The organism is Geobacillus sp. YF-1, assembly GCF_052692335.1.
The window spans coordinates 1,907,327-1,924,342 of the sequence record NZ_CP199850.1; the positions used below are offsets into that span (position 1 = coordinate 1,907,327).

Sequence of the window (17,016 nt, forward strand, 5' to 3'; positions counted from 1 at the left end):
GCAATATCGAAACGAAAAGAATACGGATTGTGTTGTATGTCCGCTTACGCATTTTATGGCAAACGGTACGGATCGTCGTCACAACAGTAGCGAATTGAGCCCGCCGGAAGCTTGGCCGTTGCTTTATTAACGGCTGACAGTGTTCGTGTCATACTGGTAGTCGTAACAATAATGGTACAGGGCAACGATTTCCTCGTGGGTCGGCACTTTCGGATTGTTGCCGGGACTGCCGCTCGCAAGCGCGTCGGCCGCCATTTTACCGACCGCTTTGTCGAATGCCGCTTTGTCAATGCCCCATGTTTTCATATTCGGGATGTGCAAATCACGGCAAAGCTGTTTCACTTCTTCGACAAGCGCATCGGCCGCTTCGGCATCGGAAACGTCCTTCAGCTGCGGGTTGATGAGCCGGGCAATCACCGCCAACCGTTCTCTGGCGCTGTCTTTTGTAAATTCAAGCACCCCCGGCAACAGCATCGCATTGGACACGCCGTGCGGCACGTGGAAGAGCGCTCCGATCGGCCGCGACATGCCGTGCACAAGTGTTACCGAGGCATTGGAGAACGCCATGCCGGCCTTCATGGCCGCGATCGCCATTTTCTCCCGCGCTTCGATGTCCTGACCGTTTTCGTACGCCCGGCGCAAATGGCCGATGATCGCCTCAATGGCGGATAGCGCTAACACATCGGTCACCGGATGGGCGCGTCGGGAAATATACGCCTCGATCGCGTGACAAAGCGCATCGACACCGGTTGCCGCGGTAACGGATGGCGGGCATGAGACAGTAAGAAGCGGGTCAACGATCGCCACGGCCGGAAGGAGCGCCGGCTGGGAAATCATCATTTTGACGTCTGTCTTCGTATCAATAATGACCGTCACTTTCGTCACTTCAGAACCGGTGCCGGCCGTCGTCGGAATGGCGATGAGCGGCACTGGTTTTTCCGTGAACATCCTAGCGTTGCCAACATAGTCGCTGATCGTTCCCTCATTCGTCATCATCACTGCCACCGCCTTCGCAGCATCGATGCTGCTGCCGCCGCCAAGAGCGATGATGACATCGCATTGCTCACTCCGGCAGACGTCAAGCGCTTCTTTTACATGAACATCCGTCGGTTCCTTGTCGACCCCTGTGTACTTGGCAAATGGCACCCCCTCCTCTTGCAAATAGTGTTCACACCGGGCGACAAGGCCGATGTTCTCCATCACCGGGTCGCTCACAATGAGCGCTTTCGACCCAAGCGCTTTCGCTTGCCTGCCGACTTCACGAAACGTTTCGCGCCCATAAATGACCCGACTCGGCACCAACAACTCGTACATCATTCCGCCTCCCTCTTCATTTGATACCGTTTTCAATATCTTCTATATGCAAACTTTGTGCCAAACTAGAAAAGCGTTACGATTAGGAATTTTCCATCTCCTTAACGCAATATCCTCCCTACACTTTACCTACATATTCCCTACATTATCCGACATTCTCCCGACATCCTTTTCCCCTCAACAAAAAAGAAACAACGGTCAGTCTGCCGTTGTTGATCATCACGGACGAGAAGCCCTCCTTCTCAGCGGGGAGCGTTCAAAATCCATACTTTTTTAATTTCTCATATAATGTAGATCGGTGAATGCCGAGTCTCCTCGCTGCTTCCGCCTTATTGCCGTTCGCCGCGACAAGGGCGGCAGCGATGCGTTCGCGTTCGGATTGGTAGACCATTTCTTTCCATCGGTCGGCGATGTTCGCACCGCCATATGGCATAGATGCCGCCATCGGCTGAATGGCGGACAAATAGGCAGGCAAATGTTCGCGCTCAATCTTCTCCCCTTCCACCATGCTAATGAGCCACTCGACGACATTGACCAGCTCGCGAATGTTTCCCGGCCATGAATAGCTGATCAACACCTCCATCGCCTCTTTCGTAAACGATTTCGTCGTGACGCCGAACTGCCGGCAAAGACGCTCCATATGGTAGGCAAGCAAGGCGGGAATATCTGTTTTCCGTTCACGCAGCGGCGGGAGATGGATGCGGATAATGTTCAGGCGGTAAAACAAATCTTCCCGGAACGTTCCGCCCCGCACCATCTCCTCGAGCGGTTTGTTCGTCGCGGCAATGATGCGCACATCTACCTCCGTTTCGGACAGTCCGCCGACTTTCTCTACTTTCTTTTCCTCAAGCACGCGCAAAATCTTCGCCTGCATCGCAAGCGGCATATCACCGATTTCGTCTAAAAACAGCGTCCCTCGGTGGGCAAGCTGAAACTTGCCGGGCTTGCCTCCCTTTTTCGCTCCGGTGAACGCCCCATCCTCATAGCCGAACAGCTCCGCTTCCAAAAGCGCTTCCGGGATGGCGGCGCAGTTCACGCTGACAAACGGTCCGTCCGCATGCGGGCCCGCCTCATGAATCGCCCGCGCCGCCACTTCCTTCCCCGTTCCGCTTTCGCCGGTAATCAACACCGTCGACGGCACGCGCGCCGCCCGGCGGATCATTTGTTTCACTGCCGCAATCGTCGGATGGCGGCCAATGATGCGCTCCACTCCTACGGCGGCGGAGGTGGCCGCCTCCTGTTTTGGCGCTGCCGCCTCGTTTTTCCCTTTTCGGCTTGCCTCGCGCGACAGCTCTTGCAGGCGCCGGAAAATTTCGTATACTTCCGATACCCCTTGGAAAATCAGCATGCCAACCGCCCCGATCACCTTGCCGTCGCGCCAAATCGGGATGCGGTGCACGACCATCGGCTGGCCGTAAATTTTTTGAATATATCCGCGCTCTGGAATGCCGGATTGCACGCAAATGTGCAAACGGGTATTTTCGATCACTTCCGTCACATGTTTTCCGATCGCATCCTCTCGCCGGATGCCGAGAAACTGGCAGTACGCCCGGTTGATTTCCCGAATGACCCCGTTCCCATCGACGACGACGACCCCTTCATACGCCGCATCCAGCACCGTTTTCATCGTTTCAGCCAGACGGTGCGTTTCCTCCAGCTCGCCCCTTAATCGTTCAAGCTCAGCTGCCGCGCTCGAATCATTTTCTGCATCGGGCGTTTCCGAGCGGGCGTTCCTCTTCTCTGTTTCACCCTCTAATGAAAACACCGCCAATACATCTTCTACTGTCATCGCGCGATCCATCATTCCATCCGCCACCGCCCGCAGCACCGTCCGCCACGTGCATCGCCCGACCGTGCGCCCGTATTCATCGACGACATCAACGGCGTCTATCCCGTGTGCCGCCAGCAACTGAACCGCCTCCTGCAACGTTTGATGGCGGCCAAGGGTCGCTGATGCGCCATGACCAACCGTCATTGTAATCCCCCTTCACTGTTCTTTTTCACGTACCGTTCGCCGCCGGCATCAAAAAATCCTTCTGTTTTTGTCTTGAAAATCATGGCGAAAAAACGGTCGGCCGGCAACCGGGGGCGCGAATGCGTTCCATTCATCAAAAAACGGAGACAGGCGCTCACTGGCCCGTCTCCGTACTCCGGTTACGCTAAAATCCCCTTCATTTTCTCCAGCACCTCTTCGCTTAACACAACATCGACCGCCTTGACGTTTTCTTCCACTTGTTCCGGGCGGCTGGCGCCGATTAAGGCGCTGGCAACGTTCGGCTGGCGCAATACCCAAGCGAGCGCAAGCTGCGATAATGTAATGCCAAGTTCAGCAGCGACTTTTTCGAGCTGCTCCACCTTCATTAACACTTCGTCATTGAGCAATCCTTGGATGAACGTGTTCGCTTTCGGATCGGCGGCGCGGCTGTCAGCCGGCAACGCTTGCCCTCGTTTGTATTTGCCGGTCAGCACCCCTTGGGCGAGCGGCGAGAAGACGATTTGGCTGATGCCGTTTTGTTCGCACACCGGAATGATTTCTTTTTCGATGTAGCGGTGAAACATGTTGTATTGCGGCTGGTTGACGACGATTCGGTCGAGCAAATAGTGATCGGCTACGCCGAGCGCTTCTTGAATTTGCTGGGCTGTCCATTCGCTGACGCCGACATAGAGCACTTTCCCTTGGCGGACGAGGTCGTCGATCGTGCGCAGCGTTTCATCGACCGGCGTCTCTTTGTCATAACGGTGGCAGTAGTAAATATCGACATAATCGAGCTGCAGCCGTTTTAAGCTCGCATGGAGCTGCTCAAATACGTGTTTGCGGGACAAGCCGCGGTCGTTCGGGCCGTCGCCCATCGGCCAAAACACTTTCGTTGCCAAGACGTACGACTCGCGCGGATATTTGCGGAGCGCCTCGCCGACGATTTTTTCCGCTTCCCCGCGCGCATACACGTTCGCCGTGTCAAACGAGTTGATGCCCAACTCATACGCTTTGTCAATGACGCGGATGGCGGTTTCTTTTTCCACCGAGTTGCCGTATGTAAGCCAGCTACCTAAACTGATTTCGCTCACCTTAAGCCCGGTGCGGCCGAGTTTTCGGTACTTCATCGATCTTCTCCCCTCTCCTCATTGGCATCGATCGATGCCCAATTATCCATATCCTAATTATACTAGTTGACTGTTCATTTGTAAAAAATTTGCCTTACTATTCAAAAATGTCAAACCTGAGAAATGCTCGCTCTTCATTGCCGCCATGGCGGCCGATGAAGTTGTTCCGTTCATAGGGTGGATTTCGCAACAAACGGACGAATTTCTTGTAGATTCCCGTAGATTTTCGTAGGCGCATATTTACAATCAATTCGAAAAACATTCACAAATTTGTCACAAAGGAGGGGGGATATTGATTTATTTCCACCAGGTCAACAAATACTACGGCGATTTTCATGTGCTCAAAGACATTAACTTGACGATCAACCAAGGAGAAGTCGTCGTCATCATCGGGCCATCCGGCTCAGGCAAAAGCACGCTTGTGCGCTGCATCAACCGGCTCGAGACGATCTCAAGCGGCGAGTTGATCGTTGACGGCGTCAAAGTGAATGACAAACAGATCAACATCAATGAACTGCGGCGCAATATCGGCATGGTGTTCCAACATTTCAACTTATACCCGCATATGACCGTCTTGCAAAACATCACGTTGGCGCCGCGCAAAGTGCTCGGCATGTCGGAAAAAGAGGCCAATGACATCGCCATGTATTATCTCGAAAAAGTCGGCATTCCAGATAAAGCAAACGCTTACCCGTCCGCGCTCTCCGGCGGCCAGCAGCAGCGCGTCGCCATCGCCCGCGGATTGGCGATGAAACCGAAAATCATGCTGTTTGACGAACCGACATCGGCGCTTGACCCGGAAACGATCGGCGAAGTGTTGGATGTCATGAAGCAACTGGCGAAAGAAGGGATGACGATGGTTGTCGTCACCCATGAGATGGGGTTTGCCCGCGAGGTGGCTGATCGCATCGTCTTTATGGATCAAGGGCGCATTTTAGAGGAAGCGCCGCCTGAGGAGTTTTTCGCGTCTCCGAAAGAGGAACGGGCGCGTGTCTTTTTAAGCCGCATTTTAAACCATTAATTCCGGTCAATCAAAGGGGGTTTTCTCATGAGAAAGAAAGCATGGAAATGGTGGATTACCGTCGCCTTAACGGCCTTATTGAGCGCTATCGCCTTGACAGGCTGCAGCACGACGGACAAAGGAGAAGGCGGAACATCGTCAGAAACGGCAAAATCGACCAATACGCTTGAAAAAATTAAACAACGCGGCAAACTTGTCGTTGGCGTCAAATACGATTTGAACTTATTTGGATTGAAAAATCCGGAAACCGGCAAAGTGGAAGGATTTGATATCGATATTGCCAAAGGGTTGGCGAAAAAAATTCTCGGCGATGAAAACAAAATTGAATTGAAAGAAGTGACATCCAAAACGCGCATCCCGATGCTGAACAACGGGGAAATTGACGCCATTATCGCCACCATGACGATCACCGAGGAACGGAAAAAAGAAGTGGATTTCTCGGATGTGTACTTTATGGCGGGGCAATCGCTGCTCGTCAAAAAGGACAGCCCGATCAACAGCGTGAAAGACTTGAAAAAAGGCATGACCGTTCTGACGGCGAAAGGCTCGACATCGGCGGAAAACATCCGCAAAGCAGCGCCGCAAGTCAACGTGCTTGAATTTGAAAACTACGCCGAAGCGTTTACCGCGTTAAAAGCCGGCCAAGGCGATGCGCTGACAACGGACAACGCGCTGCTTTGGGGGATGGCGAAACAAGACCCGAACTACCGCGTCCTTGATGAAACGTTCACCGAAGAGCCGTACGGCATCGCCGTCCGCAAAGGGGACAAAGAACTGCTGCAAGTCATCAATGAATACTTAAAAGAAATTAAAGAAAACGGCGAATACGATAAGATCTACGAAAAATGGATCGGCAAAAAACCGCAACAATAATCGGCCAGCCGCCGGGCGGATCATCTGCTCGGCGGTTTGCCCCATGAACGCGCATAGGCCGGGACACGGCCCGATCGACAGAAAGGGGGCTTTGCCATGCTGCGCTATTCGATTTTAGTGGAACATTGGGATCTATACATGCAAGGATTTGGCCATACGATTAAAGCGAGTGTGCTGGCGCTTGTCGGCAGCCTGCTCATCGGCACCATTATGGCCATTTTCCGTATCGCTCCGATCCGGCCCCTCAACTGGGTCGGAACGGCGTATGTCGAATTTATCCGCAACATTCCGCTCGTCTTAATTGTGTTTGTCTTTTTTATGGGTTTGCCGGCTATCGGCATCCGCTTCGACTCGTTTACAGCTGGAACGCTCGGGTTGATGGTATATACGGCCGCCTTTATCGCTGAGGCGATCCGCTCGGGCATTCAAGCCGTTCCGAAAGGGCAAATGGAAGCGGCGCGCTCGTCCGGGTTGACATACTTGCAGGCGATGCGCTACGTTATTTTGCCGCAAGCGGTAAAGATGGTCATTCCGCCGCTTGGCAACCAGTTTATTAATCTTGTGAAAAACTCATCCGTGCTTGGCGTCATCGCCGGGCTCGATTTAATGTATTATGGCGACTTAATTTCTTCAAAAACGTTCGTCACATTTGACGTGTATATTTTTGTTGCGCTGTTTTATCTCGTGTTAACGATCCCGCTCAGCCTCGGCGTCGGCTACTTGGAACGGCGCTGGCTGAAGGTGCGGTAAGAAAGGAGGCGGTACGATGGATTTTGCCGGTGCCTACGCGCCTGCCCATTTGAAATTTTTGCTTGAAGGATTTCTTGTCACGCTGGAAGTCGCGTTGATTTCGATTGTTTTGAGCTTTTTGTTCGGCATTATCATCGGCGTCGCCCGTTATACAAAGCTCCCTGTGCTTTCGCAGCTGTTGGCGGTCATCGTCGAAACGATCCGCAATCTTCCGCTTTTATTGATTATTTTCTTTACGTATTTTGCCCTGCCTGAAATCGGCGTGAAACTCGATAAACTGTATGCCGCGATTGCAGCGCTCGTCTTATTTGAGTCGGCCATGCTATCGGAAATTGTCCGCAGCGGCCTGCAGTCGATCGATAAAGGGCAGATCGAAGCAGCCCGTTCTTCGGGGCTTACGTACATCCAAACACTATGGTATATCGTGCTGCCGCAAGCGCTGCGGCGCATGGTGCCGCCGATTGTCAGCCAGTTTATTTCTCTATTAAAAGACACATCACTGGCAATTGTTATTTCCCTGCCGGAGCTGATGAACCATGCGCAAATCATTAACGGCCGCAACGTCAACTTTGTCATTCCGATTTTTATTCTTGTGGCGTTCATGTATTTTATCGTCAACTATTCGCTGTCGCTCGTCTCGCGCCGGTTGGAATACCGACAGCGGTAATGAAACCGTATCCCCTTCTTCAGCCGGGGCATACGGTTTTTTCCTTCCGTCTTGTTCCGTAAATCTAAACGTCCCTTGGACGGTTGTGTTTCTGGCTCAACGAAGAGCCAAAATGGCCATGGACGTTTTTATGAAAAAGATCCGTTGTTCTCGCTTTCCTGTTATATAATAGAATTAGAGATTAGCCCTTAACCTTCACAAAGGCGGTGACGTCCACTGACACCCGCAAAAAAAGAACCGCTTTGGCTTCTGTTGCTTTTGCTTTCTGCAACCGCATTCCTTGGCGAAATGAAAATGAACCCGTTTGACAGCCCGTTTCGCGTCTCGCTCGGCAGCGCCGTTTTTGTTCTTGGGTTGGTCGCCTTTTCTTCCCTTCCCCCGCTTGTCATCGGCGTAAGCACCGGAGCGGTGGTTGTCGGGTTTCGCGTTTTTCTCGATGTCTTAACGGGGGAAACATCCGCATCAGAAAGCCTATGGACTCACCTTCCGGCTGCCGGATATTACATCAGCTTTGCGGCTATGGCGGCCATGGTTCACTTTCGCCGGCAAATGGCGGCGCCCATCCGCGCGGGAGTGATGGGAGCCGCGCTGGACTTTCTCGCCAACGGCTGCGAGCTTGCCATTCGCTATGGAATGGGAGAATCGTTCCTGTTTAGCGGCCACATGCTCGTCGTGCTGTCGCTGTTTGCCATTTTGCGCAGTTTCTGTGTCATTGGCGTTTACAATATGTGGGTAACCAAACATGTCCGCTCGCTGGCCGAGGCAAGAAAAGAAGAGCTTGAGCGGCTGATGATGGTCAACAGCGGGCTTTACGAAGAGATGGTTTACTTGCAAAAATCGATGGCGCTCATGGAAGACATGACGCGCCAAAGTTATGATCTGTACTCGCGCCTTGTGGAAGGCAAACCGGTTGAACCGCGCATCGCCCTCGACCTTGCCGAACATATTCATGAAACAAAAAAAGATATGCAGCGCATTTTCGCCGGTCTGTCCAAACTGATCGGCCGCCAGTCAGGAAGGGGGCGCATTCCCATCACCGAATTGTGCGCGATGGTGATTCGTGCCAATGAAAAATACGCCAGCCTGTCCGGAAAAGCGATCACGTTTTCCTATCACGGACAGATCGACTTGACCACTGATCAGCTCTATCCACTGCTTTCCGTATTGAACAATTTAGTGTCCAATGCGGTCGAAGCCATTCGCGAAAACGGAGCGATCGAACTGCGGGCGCGCTTGGAAGGAAACGGGTTGGTCATCGAAGTGGAAGATAACGGCCCCGGTATCGCTGCTGATGACATCGCCTGGATTTTCCAGCCGGGCTTTACGACGAAATATGACCGCCAAGGCAATCCGTCGACGGGCATCGGGCTTACCCACGCTTGTGATATCGCCCAAACGCTCGGCGGTCATCTGCAGCTCGTCAAAAGCGAACCCGGCCAGACCGTCTTCCGCCTCGTTGTTCCGACGGCCCGTCTGCTGCAGGCGCAAACCGATGCCTTTCAGAACGAGCATCCACCTGTACCGCCGCAAGGGGCACATCTTGTTTGAACGGCTGCGGCACCATCAAGAAAGGGGAGAACAAAGGGATGGGAGGACTTCGCTTTTTTCTCATCGAAGACGACCCCGCAGTCCGCAAGATGCTGGAAAAGTTAATCCATGAATCAGGGCTCGGCGAGGTGGTCGGCTGCGCTGAAGATGGCTTGAACGTCCGCACCGCCGATTTGCTTGACGTCGATGTCGTACTCATTGATTTACTCATGCCGGGGCGCGACGGCATTCAAACGATCAAGGCGCTGCGGGAAGAAGGATTTGCCGGAACCTTTATCATGATTTCTCAAGTCGAAAACAAAGAAATGATCGGCCACGCCTATTTGCAAGGCATCGACACGTACATTCAAAAACCGATCAACCGCTACGAAGTGCTGTCCGTGCTCAAGCGGGTCGCCGATCATATGTCAGCCATCCGTTCGCTTGAGTCGATCCGCCAAGTGCTGAAAGGTTTTGAGCCGCCGTCGGCCGCTCGTGAATCCATTCCGAACCAAGCCGCCATTGAACAGCAGGCCGAGCAGCTTCTCCTTCTTCTTGGCGTCGCCGGCGAGGCGGGCAGCGCGGATGTGCTTCTTGTGATGCGCTGGCTGGCCGAACAGGAAGCAAAAGGACGTCCGGTGCGGGAACTGCCACCGTTGAAAGAGCTGTACGCGGAACTCGTTAGGCGGGAATATGGACTGTCGCCTGTGGAAACAAGCAAAGAAGCGCGAGCGATGGAACAGCGCATCCGTCGGCTTGTCTTGCAGGCGTTCACCCATCTCGCCTCCCTCGGCCTCACCGATTACACCAATCCGACGTTTGAGCATTTCGCGCCCAGACTGTTTGATTTTGCGGACATCCGCCGGCGGATGAAAGAGCTCGAACGAGGCCAGAGCGAGACGAAATGCCGCATGAATGTGCGGAAGTTTTTAATGGCTTTGTTTCTTGAACTGAAACGGATCTAGCGGGTGATGATACACCTTTTCAACGTCGAGGGCAGGCCATGGGCTTGCCCTCGTTGCCCCTAGGCGCGACGAAGAATCAGGCAGCCACCTCTCTATATCTTCATCACGCCAGCGGCCGACGGGGCTCCCCGCTAGCAGCGAATGAGACAAAATCGTCGGCCGCCACGAATGTACCGAAGCAACGGCATATCTTCCTCTATCACCTGACCGATGACATTGACTCTATCATCAGCCGGGAGATCGACCAAAGTCATTTGCAATTCACCGACGTAACGGCCGTACCGTTCGTTGTCAATCGTGATGCTGCCTGTTCGACGAGGCGCGGCAGGGATAGGCTGCAGCGCTTCCTGCGGCCATGCCATGGAGCAACGCGATTCAACGGAACGAATTACATCGCGAGCCGCATCGCGCCGGTTCGTATGCATCGTTTCGACCAAAGCCAACCAACCCGCTCGGACAATCGGCCGGTAGCGGATGGGAATGACATCTGACAGCACCCAATCTATGCGCTTAAGCACCCCATCCGACACGGCGAGGTCACCGACGAACACCTTATTCACGCCGTAGGTTTCCATAAGTTCAATATAAGCATAAACCGGATCGACGTTCCGATGTGCCTCTAATGTCGGCAGCCCTTCATAGAGAGGACTTCGTTTTTTCGCATCCCCAGGGATAAACGCACCGATCGTCTCGATGCCATACTGGCGCAACAATTGATTTTGCGCTAGCATCGTCTCCCCTCCCAAACCTGTCTCCGGTCGCGGATAAAAATTATGCCATGCTTCCACATTGGATTCGTCCGCTTGATAAGAGGCTAGCTCCTTACATTCCCTTTCTGTCACCGTGCTTGCGTTCAACACGACACTCATTTGTTTGGACAACGAAGCGGCTTCTTTCATAGAAAAACCGTCATCCAACCGCAGCCCGACAATCCCCCAACGCCCGAGCACCGTTGTGATGTCGGCATCAGCTGACAGACGTGCTATGACGGCGGGGGTGGCATCAGCCACGACCCCAATGCCATAGCGGGAAGCAAACTGGCCGATATGATCAAGCTTTTTTCGCTCCCTAAGCTCTTGGCCTTTTGAAACATGCAATGAGGTGAACAATTGTTTCGCCCCAAGCTGCGCTGCAAGCCGAAAGATGTCTTCAATTTGCTCGAGCGGCTGAAAAAGATAAAACGAAAAAGAAAGCATTATCATCCCTCACTAAATATGCGCGGCCATTTCTTCTTTAAACCCGAACCAATACGTAAATAGGAAGCCAAACGTGTACGAAATGACGAGTCCAATGAAATACATCACATACTTTCCATCGGCAATAAGCGGGATGAGTGACAGCCCGGATACGCCAATGCCAAGCGCCGCTGTTTTCATCACCGCTTGAAATGCACCGCCGACCGCCGCCCCAAGACACGCGGTCACAAACGGCCGCCCAAGCGGCAATGTCACCCCGTACAACAGCGGCTCCCCGATGCCTAAAAATCCAACCGGCAACGCCCCTTTGATAATGTTGCGAAGCCGCTCGTTTTTTGTTTTGACATACACGGCGATCGCCGCCCCGACTTGACCGGCTCCGGCCATCGCCAATACCGGCAGTAGCGGCGTCGAGCCCAATTTTTGAATCAACTCCATATGAATCGGGGTTAATCCGTGATGCAGTCCGACCATCACGAGCGGCAAAAACGTTCCGGCCAACACAGCCCCCGCGACTACTCCCCCAATGTCAAGCACCGCTTTCAGCCCGCTTGTAATCGCGAACGACAACCAACCGGCAAGCGGCTGCACGGCGATCAAGGTAAACAAACAGACGATTAACACGGTGATAAGCGGCGTGACGATAATGTCGACCGCATTCGGCACAAACGAACGCACCCGTTTTTCGACCGCCACCATGAGCCAAGCGGCAAGCAAAACGGCAAACAGTCCTCCCCTCCCAGGTGTAAGCGCTTCCCCAAATAGCTTTATATCAGCCAATGCCGGGTTGAAGACGAGAATACCGGCAATCGCCCCTAATACAGGAGTGCCGCCAAACTCTTTCGCTGTATTATATCCCACTAACACGCCAAGTGAGGCAAAAATCCCCCCGCCTATCAACAACAACAGCTGCAGCCACGTCGTCTGTGGATCAACGCCGGCGTTTTTCGCAAAGTTGGCGATTCCGTTAATAATCCCTGACGCCACCAATCCGGGAATGAGCGGGATGAAGATGCTGCCGATTTTGCGAAGCAACCGCTTTAGCGGCGTTTGCTGACGCGCTTTCACCCTTGCTTTTGTCCGCTCCGCAATATCCTCAGCCTCATTTTCGATCACTTCCCCAAGTTCTAGACCGGTAAGTTCGCATAGCGCAGCCGCCACTTTATTGACAACACCAGGACCAACGACAATTTGCAAAGTCTCATCCTCTATGACTCCCATGACCCCTTCGATCTGTTTTAAGGCGTCCATGTTCGCTTTGCCCGGATCCCGCAGCGACACGCGCACCCGCGTCATGCAATGGGCAATGCGGATGATGTTTTCTTTTCCCCCAACGTACTGAAGTATCGATATGGCGATTTGTTGTTCTCGAGTCATGATCGTTCTCTCCCCCTTATTTCGTTATTCAAGCGCTTTACGCACAAACCCCTTTGCTTGTTGCAGTCGTTTTTTTGCCTCTTCATAACCGCATTGGCGCAAAATCATCACGATCGCCGTTTTCACCTCCCCTTTGGCCTGTTCATAATAACGGGACGCCTCTTCGGCGCTGACTCCTGTCGCCTCTATTAAAATGCGCTTGGCCCGCTCTTTTAACTTTTCATTTGTCGCCTGTACATCGACCATCCAGTTCCCATACACTTTGCCAATACCGACCATCGCTGCCGTAGAAATCATGTTGAGCACCATTTTTTGCGCTGTCCCAGCTTTTAACCTCGTTGAACCAGCCAACACTTCCGGCCCTGTTTCGATTTCCACCGCCGCATCGGCATACTGACTGATGGGGGCTCCTTTATTGCAGGCGATGCTTCCGGTCGATGCCCCGATTTGTTTGGCATAACGAAGGGCGCTAATCACATATGGCGTTCGGCCGCTTGCTGCAATGCCGATGACAACATCGTTTTCCGTCAAGCCGACTGCCTGTAAATCGCGAACAGCAGCCTCTTCATCATCTTCCGCTCCTTCCACCGCCTTCGCAATCGCTTCCGGTCCTCCGGCAAGGACCGCCTGCACCATGGACGGTTCAGTTCCAAATGTCGGCGGGCATTCGACCGCATCAAGCAATCCGAGCCGGCCGCTCGTCCCCGCCCCGACGTAAATCAACCGCCCGCCGCGCCGAAATGCGGCGATGACAAGATGGACGACTTTTTCAATACAATCAAGTTGCTCAGCTACTGCGGCAACTGCGGCCTGATCTTCCTCGTTCATGACGTGCAAAATTTCTTTTGTCGTCATTTCATCCAAATGTTTCGTTTTTTCGTTTCGTTGTTCTGTCGCAAGATGTTCAAGCAATTTTGTCACCTCTTTGCACGTTTTAAGAAATTATATTTCATAATTATATTATAAATTTATGAAACAAAATATCAATGTATTCTTTTTTGTTTGAAACATTCCCACAAAAAAAGCGGGCCCGTCTCAGGCCCGCTTTACCTCCGCAACCGCACCACTTCTTCTCTTGTTTGATGAAATCGTTCAATGACCCGGCTTCCCACCCGATGGAACGTAATCAAATACAAGGCATCGATCACGTTGAGCTGCACCATTCTCGATGCCATACTGCCAATGCGATGATCTTGCTCAACGTCCGGCAGCGCAAGTCGAATATCCGCTTCCTTATATAACGGTGATGAAGGATCAAGCTTTGTAATGGCAATGACCGTCGCCTGCTGCTTTTTGGCAAACCGGGCGATCTCCAATACATCTTTCGTCCGCCCTGACGTCGATATGGCCACGAACACATCTCCTTCTTTCAAATGGGCCACCAGTGGCAGCATCGTATGAAAATCAGGCGATGTTGCCGCCATGTAGCCAAGCTTCGTAAACTTATAACTAGCGTCCACCGCTGCGGCTGCAGAGCCGCCTACTCCGTAAAAAACCATCTTCTTGGCTTTGATCATCGCCTCAGCGGCTTTTTCTAACTCGCGCTTATCGAGTGTTGTCGTCGTCGCCTCAATGGCCGCCTTATTCACATAGGTCACTTTCATAAACAGCTCATACGGCGCATTCGGCTTGTCAATGATGGAAAAATCATTAATGTTCATATCCGCCATCGCCAACTCACGGGCAAGCGCCAGCTTCAATCCCGGAAAGCTGCCGATGCCGATCGCCTTGCAAAAGCGAACGACACTCGCCTCGCTTGTATCAGCTGCCCGCGCCAACTCTTTGGTGGTCATCGTCGGAATCAGCTCCGCATGGCGAAGAAGATAGGCAGCCACTTTTTGTTCCGCCGGTGACAATTGCTCGAGCTGCTGTTCGATTTTCGCTAAGATCCCTATTTCATTCATCATGGTCCCATCCTTTCCGGCCACTGTTGCTATTTCCATCTTATCATGGATATCCCTTTGGACTCTACACCACAAAAAACTTGAATAAAAAATGTTTGAATTCAAGATATATATCTGCTATGATTAATGATGGAATGATGAAGTAACCAAGAGGGGGAGAACAATGACAACATTCCAACTTGACAAAGCGCACAGCTCGATCACTTTTCAAGTCCGGCATATGATGATTTCCAAAGCAAAAGGAGAATTTACCAACTTTGACGTCGACGTGCAAGGCGATGTGAATGAACTGGAGTCGCTGAAAGTAAAGGTAACGGTTGACGCCGCTTCAATCGATACGAAAAACACCGACCGCGACAACCACCTCCGCTCGGCCGACTTTTTCGATGTCGAGAACTATCCGACCATCACGTTTGTCAGCGACTCGGTGCGCAAACTGTCCGACACTGAATACGAAGTGACCGGACAGCTGACGATTCGCGGCGTGACGAGAACGGAAACGTTCAAAGTCGAATACAACGGTCAAGTGAAAAACCCGCTTACCGGCGGCATCACCGTCGGCTTTGACGTCGAAGGAACGATCAATCGTGAAGATTACGGATTGGTGTGGAACGTCGCGCTCGAAACTGGCGGATTCCTCGTCGGAAAAGAGGTAAAACTCAACGCCAGCTTTGAGTTCGCCCTCAGCTGAGCGGCGCAGCGAAGAAGGTGTCCCGTTGCCTCGGGACACCTTCTTTTGCGGCTATATACACATCGAACAACACGATGCTGCATTGAAGGCGAATCCCCTTTTCCTAATAAGACGCACACAAAACCATTTCGACCACATGTTCTGGCGGATCACCTTCAGAGTCAATCCTTTTCGGCTTTGAAACGAAACCGCTGTGCGATGGCAGCCTTTTGTTTCGCCTCATTGCGCCGTATATCCGCCATCGATCACGACCGCCTGCCCGGTGATGCCTTTCGCTTGTTCGCCTGCCAAAAAGAGAACATAATGGGCGACTTCTTCAACGGACAAGAGCCGCCGCTGCGGCACGAGCGGGTAAATGACTTCCTCGAGCACCTTCTCAAGCGGCACCTTCCTTGTCGCCGCCAAATCAGCGAGCTGATTGCGGACGAGTGCTGTGTCGACATACCCCGGACAAAGCGCGTTCACCGTAATCCCGTACGGTGCCCCTTCTAGCGCCGCCACTTTCGTCAAGCCGATTACCCCGTGTTTTGCGCTGTTGTAGGCGGCTTTTCCGGCAAACCCGATCAACCCGTTGATCGACGCCATGTTGATGATGCGGCCGTAGCGCTGCTCCTTCATCAGCGGAAACGCGTGCTTAATGGCCAAAAACGGTCCAACGAGCATGACGCGGATCAACTGCTCAAACTTCTCGGTCGGAAAATCTTCGATATTGGCGACATATTGCAAACCGGCGTTGTTCACGACAATATCGAGGCGCCCCCACCGTTTGACCGTTTCATGGATCGTTTGCTTCACCTCTTCTTCCGCCGTCACATCACACTTGACGCCGACGGCCTCGCAACCTAGCTGCTGCAACGACTCTGCCGCCTGTTCCACCTCTTCCTGCTTCAAGTCGGCAAGCACGACGTTCACGCCGTTGGTTGCCAACGTTTTCGCTACTTCATAGCCGATCCCCCGCGCCGCTCCGGTGACGAGGGCTGTGCGATGCACGATCATTCCCCTTCCCCCTGCTTCATCTGCTCATACACCTCATCATACTGCTTCGCCAAATCAAAATCGAGCATCGTCAACCCTTTCGCACGCCACGAAGACAGCTTCACCGTGATCAACTTGTAGTCGATGGAAATGAACGGATGGTGGTTGGCGTTTTCGGAAATGGCGGCGATTCGCCGGACGAACTCAATGCCTTGCAAGTAGTCTTGAAAGCGGTATTTTTTCACGATCCATCGCTCGTCGGTGAGCTTCCAGCCGTCTGCTTTGGCAAGCAGCGCTTGCACTTCCTCTTCGGTTAACCGCACTGTGATCCCTCACTTTCTATGATTCCTTTGCAATACTGATGGACAAATGAAGGAGCTGGTGTCATGTTGTAGGGCGCGCCGTTGATGATCTTCCACCTTCCATCCCACTTGCCATAAACGTATACCGTTCTTTTGCCGCTCGATCGACTTCGCGCCCATTCCCCATCCGCTTGCTTTACCCTTATTATACCATCGGACATCCGCGGCCGTCATACAGCTTAAGAGCTTGCTCCGCAAAAAACATTCATAAGCCCTTGCTTCCTATATAAGTTGCAATAAAGAATTTCCGATTTTTCGTTGCGGGTTTCATCTAAGTACAAGCCGATATGAG

The 17,016-nt window shown here is 52.7% G+C and carries 16 protein-coding genes; 7 read left to right on the plus strand and 9 right to left on the minus strand.

Annotation, left to right across the window (positions count from 1 at the left end):
* Positions 1 to 126: 126 nt before the first annotated feature.
* The 3 genes from ACTVIM_RS09495 to ACTVIM_RS09505 form a co-directional block, all read right to left on the minus strand.
* Positions 127 to 1,314 carry an iron-containing alcohol dehydrogenase gene (locus tag ACTVIM_RS09495; protein ID WP_445612434.1) on the minus strand — a complete coding sequence of 396 codons (1,188 nt, stop codon included), beginning with the start codon at positions 1,312 to 1,314 and terminating at the stop codon, positions 127 to 129.
* Between the two features lie 256 nt (positions 1,315 to 1,570).
* Entirely contained in the window at positions 1,571 to 3,289 is a 1,719-nt protein-coding gene (locus ACTVIM_RS09500; RefSeq protein WP_445612435.1) for a sigma 54-interacting transcriptional regulator, read from the minus strand.
* Between the two features lie 179 nt (positions 3,290 to 3,468).
* The gene (locus tag ACTVIM_RS09505; protein WP_445612436.1) at positions 3,469 to 4,416 is read right to left on the minus strand and encodes an aldo/keto reductase family protein; all 948 of its coding nucleotides are present in this window, start codon (positions 4,414 to 4,416) and stop codon (positions 3,469 to 3,471) included.
* Positions 4,417 to 4,708: 292 nt separating this feature from the next.
* Here ACTVIM_RS09505 and ACTVIM_RS09510 point away from each other — a divergent pair, with 292 nt between their 5' ends.
* From ACTVIM_RS09510 to ACTVIM_RS09535, 6 genes are all read left to right on the plus strand, one after another.
* Positions 4,709 to 5,437: an amino acid ABC transporter ATP-binding protein gene (locus tag ACTVIM_RS09510; RefSeq protein WP_445612437.1), complete on the plus strand. Its 729-nt coding sequence runs from the start codon at positions 4,709 to 4,711 to the stop codon at positions 5,435 to 5,437.
* Positions 5,438 to 5,464: 27 nt separating this feature from the next.
* Positions 5,465 to 6,310 carry a glutamate ABC transporter substrate-binding protein gene (locus tag ACTVIM_RS09515; RefSeq protein WP_445612438.1) on the plus strand — a complete coding sequence of 282 codons (846 nt, stop codon included), beginning with the start codon at positions 5,465 to 5,467 and terminating at the stop codon, positions 6,308 to 6,310.
* 96 nt (positions 6,311 to 6,406) lie between these two features.
* The gene (locus ACTVIM_RS09520) at positions 6,407 to 7,060 is read left to right on the plus strand and encodes an amino acid ABC transporter permease (RefSeq protein ID WP_445612439.1); all 654 of its coding nucleotides are present in this window, start codon (positions 6,407 to 6,409) and stop codon (positions 7,058 to 7,060) included.
* Between the two features lie 16 nt (positions 7,061 to 7,076).
* Positions 7,077 to 7,727, plus strand: coding sequence for an amino acid ABC transporter permease (locus tag ACTVIM_RS09525; RefSeq protein ID WP_445612440.1), 651 nt, complete (start codon positions 7,077 to 7,079; stop codon positions 7,725 to 7,727).
* 288 nt (positions 7,728 to 8,015) lie between these two features.
* Positions 8,016 to 9,275 (plus strand): sensor histidine kinase, encoded by a 1,260-nt coding sequence (locus ACTVIM_RS09530; RefSeq protein WP_445612441.1) that lies wholly within the window; start codon positions 8,016 to 8,018, stop codon positions 9,273 to 9,275.
* Positions 9,276 to 9,313: 38 nt separating this feature from the next.
* Positions 9,314 to 10,219, plus strand: a complete 906-nt coding sequence (locus ACTVIM_RS09535) for a response regulator (RefSeq protein WP_445612442.1) — start codon at positions 9,314 to 9,316, stop codon at positions 10,217 to 10,219.
* Between the two features lie 131 nt (positions 10,220 to 10,350).
* Here the strand turns inward: ACTVIM_RS09535 and ACTVIM_RS09540 are convergent, their stop codons facing one another.
* The 4 genes from ACTVIM_RS09540 to ACTVIM_RS09555 form a co-directional block, all read right to left on the minus strand.
* Positions 10,351 to 11,415: a MupG family TIM beta-alpha barrel fold protein gene (locus ACTVIM_RS09540; RefSeq protein ID WP_445612443.1), complete on the minus strand. Its 1,065-nt coding sequence runs from the start codon at positions 11,413 to 11,415 to the stop codon at positions 10,351 to 10,353.
* 12 nt (positions 11,416 to 11,427) lie between these two features.
* Positions 11,428 to 12,792 carry a PTS transporter subunit EIIC gene (locus tag ACTVIM_RS09545; protein ID WP_445612444.1) on the minus strand — a complete coding sequence of 455 codons (1,365 nt, stop codon included), beginning with the start codon at positions 12,790 to 12,792 and terminating at the stop codon, positions 11,428 to 11,430.
* 24 nt (positions 12,793 to 12,816) lie between these two features.
* Entirely contained in the window at positions 12,817 to 13,704 is an 888-nt protein-coding gene (gene murQ, locus ACTVIM_RS09550; protein WP_324699155.1) for an N-acetylmuramic acid 6-phosphate etherase, read from the minus strand.
* Between the two features lie 134 nt (positions 13,705 to 13,838).
* A complete protein-coding gene (locus tag ACTVIM_RS09555; protein ID WP_031409050.1) occupies positions 13,839 to 14,696 on the minus strand; it encodes a MurR/RpiR family transcriptional regulator in 858 nt (285 codons plus the stop codon).
* Between the two features lie 163 nt (positions 14,697 to 14,859).
* On the opposite strand from ACTVIM_RS09555, the gene ACTVIM_RS09560 reads away from it, so the two are divergent.
* Positions 14,860 to 15,387 (plus strand): YceI family protein, encoded by a 528-nt coding sequence (locus tag ACTVIM_RS09560; RefSeq protein ID WP_171660627.1) that lies wholly within the window; start codon positions 14,860 to 14,862, stop codon positions 15,385 to 15,387.
* A gap of 219 nt (positions 15,388 to 15,606) precedes the next feature.
* Here ACTVIM_RS09560 and ACTVIM_RS09565 read toward each other — a convergent pair whose 3' ends face one another.
* Positions 15,607 to 16,383: a 3-hydroxybutyrate dehydrogenase gene (locus ACTVIM_RS09565; protein ID WP_445612445.1), complete on the minus strand. Its 777-nt coding sequence runs from the start codon at positions 16,381 to 16,383 to the stop codon at positions 15,607 to 15,609.
* Entirely contained in the window at positions 16,380 to 16,685 is a 306-nt protein-coding gene (locus ACTVIM_RS09570) for a 4a-hydroxytetrahydrobiopterin dehydratase (protein ID WP_445612446.1), read from the minus strand. Before ACTVIM_RS09570 ends, ACTVIM_RS09565 begins: the two co-directional genes overlap by 4 nt.
* Positions 16,686 to 17,016: the final 331 nt, after the last annotated feature.

Coding starts and splice junctions, on each gene's coding strand:
- ACTVIM_RS09535 (WP_445612442.1), top strand. CDS start 9,314: ATGGGAGGACTTCGCTTTTTTCTCATCGAAGACGACCCCGCAGTCCGC.
- ACTVIM_RS09520 (WP_445612439.1), top strand. CDS start 6,407: ATGCTGCGCTATTCGATTTTAGTGGAACATTGGGATCTATACATGCAA.
- ACTVIM_RS09555 (WP_031409050.1), bottom strand. CDS start 14,696: ATGAATGAAATAGGGATCTTAGCGAAAATCGAACAGCAGCTCGAGCAA.
- ACTVIM_RS09540 (WP_445612443.1), bottom strand. CDS start 11,415: ATGCTTTCTTTTTCGTTTTATCTTTTTCAGCCGCTCGAGCAAATTGAA.
- ACTVIM_RS09515 (WP_445612438.1), top strand. CDS start 5,465: ATGAGAAAGAAAGCATGGAAATGGTGGATTACCGTCGCCTTAACGGCC.
- ACTVIM_RS09500 (WP_445612435.1), bottom strand. CDS start 3,289: ATGACGGTTGGTCATGGCGCATCAGCGACCCTTGGCCGCCATCAAACG.
- ACTVIM_RS09525 (WP_445612440.1), top strand. CDS start 7,077: ATGGATTTTGCCGGTGCCTACGCGCCTGCCCATTTGAAATTTTTGCTT.
- ACTVIM_RS09565 (WP_445612445.1), bottom strand. CDS start 16,383: ATGATCGTGCATCGCACAGCCCTCGTCACCGGAGCGGCGCGGGGGATC.
- ACTVIM_RS09505 (WP_445612436.1), bottom strand. CDS start 4,416: ATGAAGTACCGAAAACTCGGCCGCACCGGGCTTAAGGTGAGCGAAATC.
- ACTVIM_RS09560 (WP_171660627.1), top strand. CDS start 14,860: ATGACAACATTCCAACTTGACAAAGCGCACAGCTCGATCACTTTTCAA.
- ACTVIM_RS09545 (WP_445612444.1), bottom strand. CDS start 12,792: ATGACTCGAGAACAACAAATCGCCATATCGATACTTCAGTACGTTGGG.
- ACTVIM_RS09495 (WP_445612434.1), bottom strand. CDS start 1,314: ATGTACGAGTTGTTGGTGCCGAGTCGGGTCATTTATGGGCGCGAAACG.
- ACTVIM_RS09530 (WP_445612441.1), top strand. CDS start 8,016: ATGAAAATGAACCCGTTTGACAGCCCGTTTCGCGTCTCGCTCGGCAGC.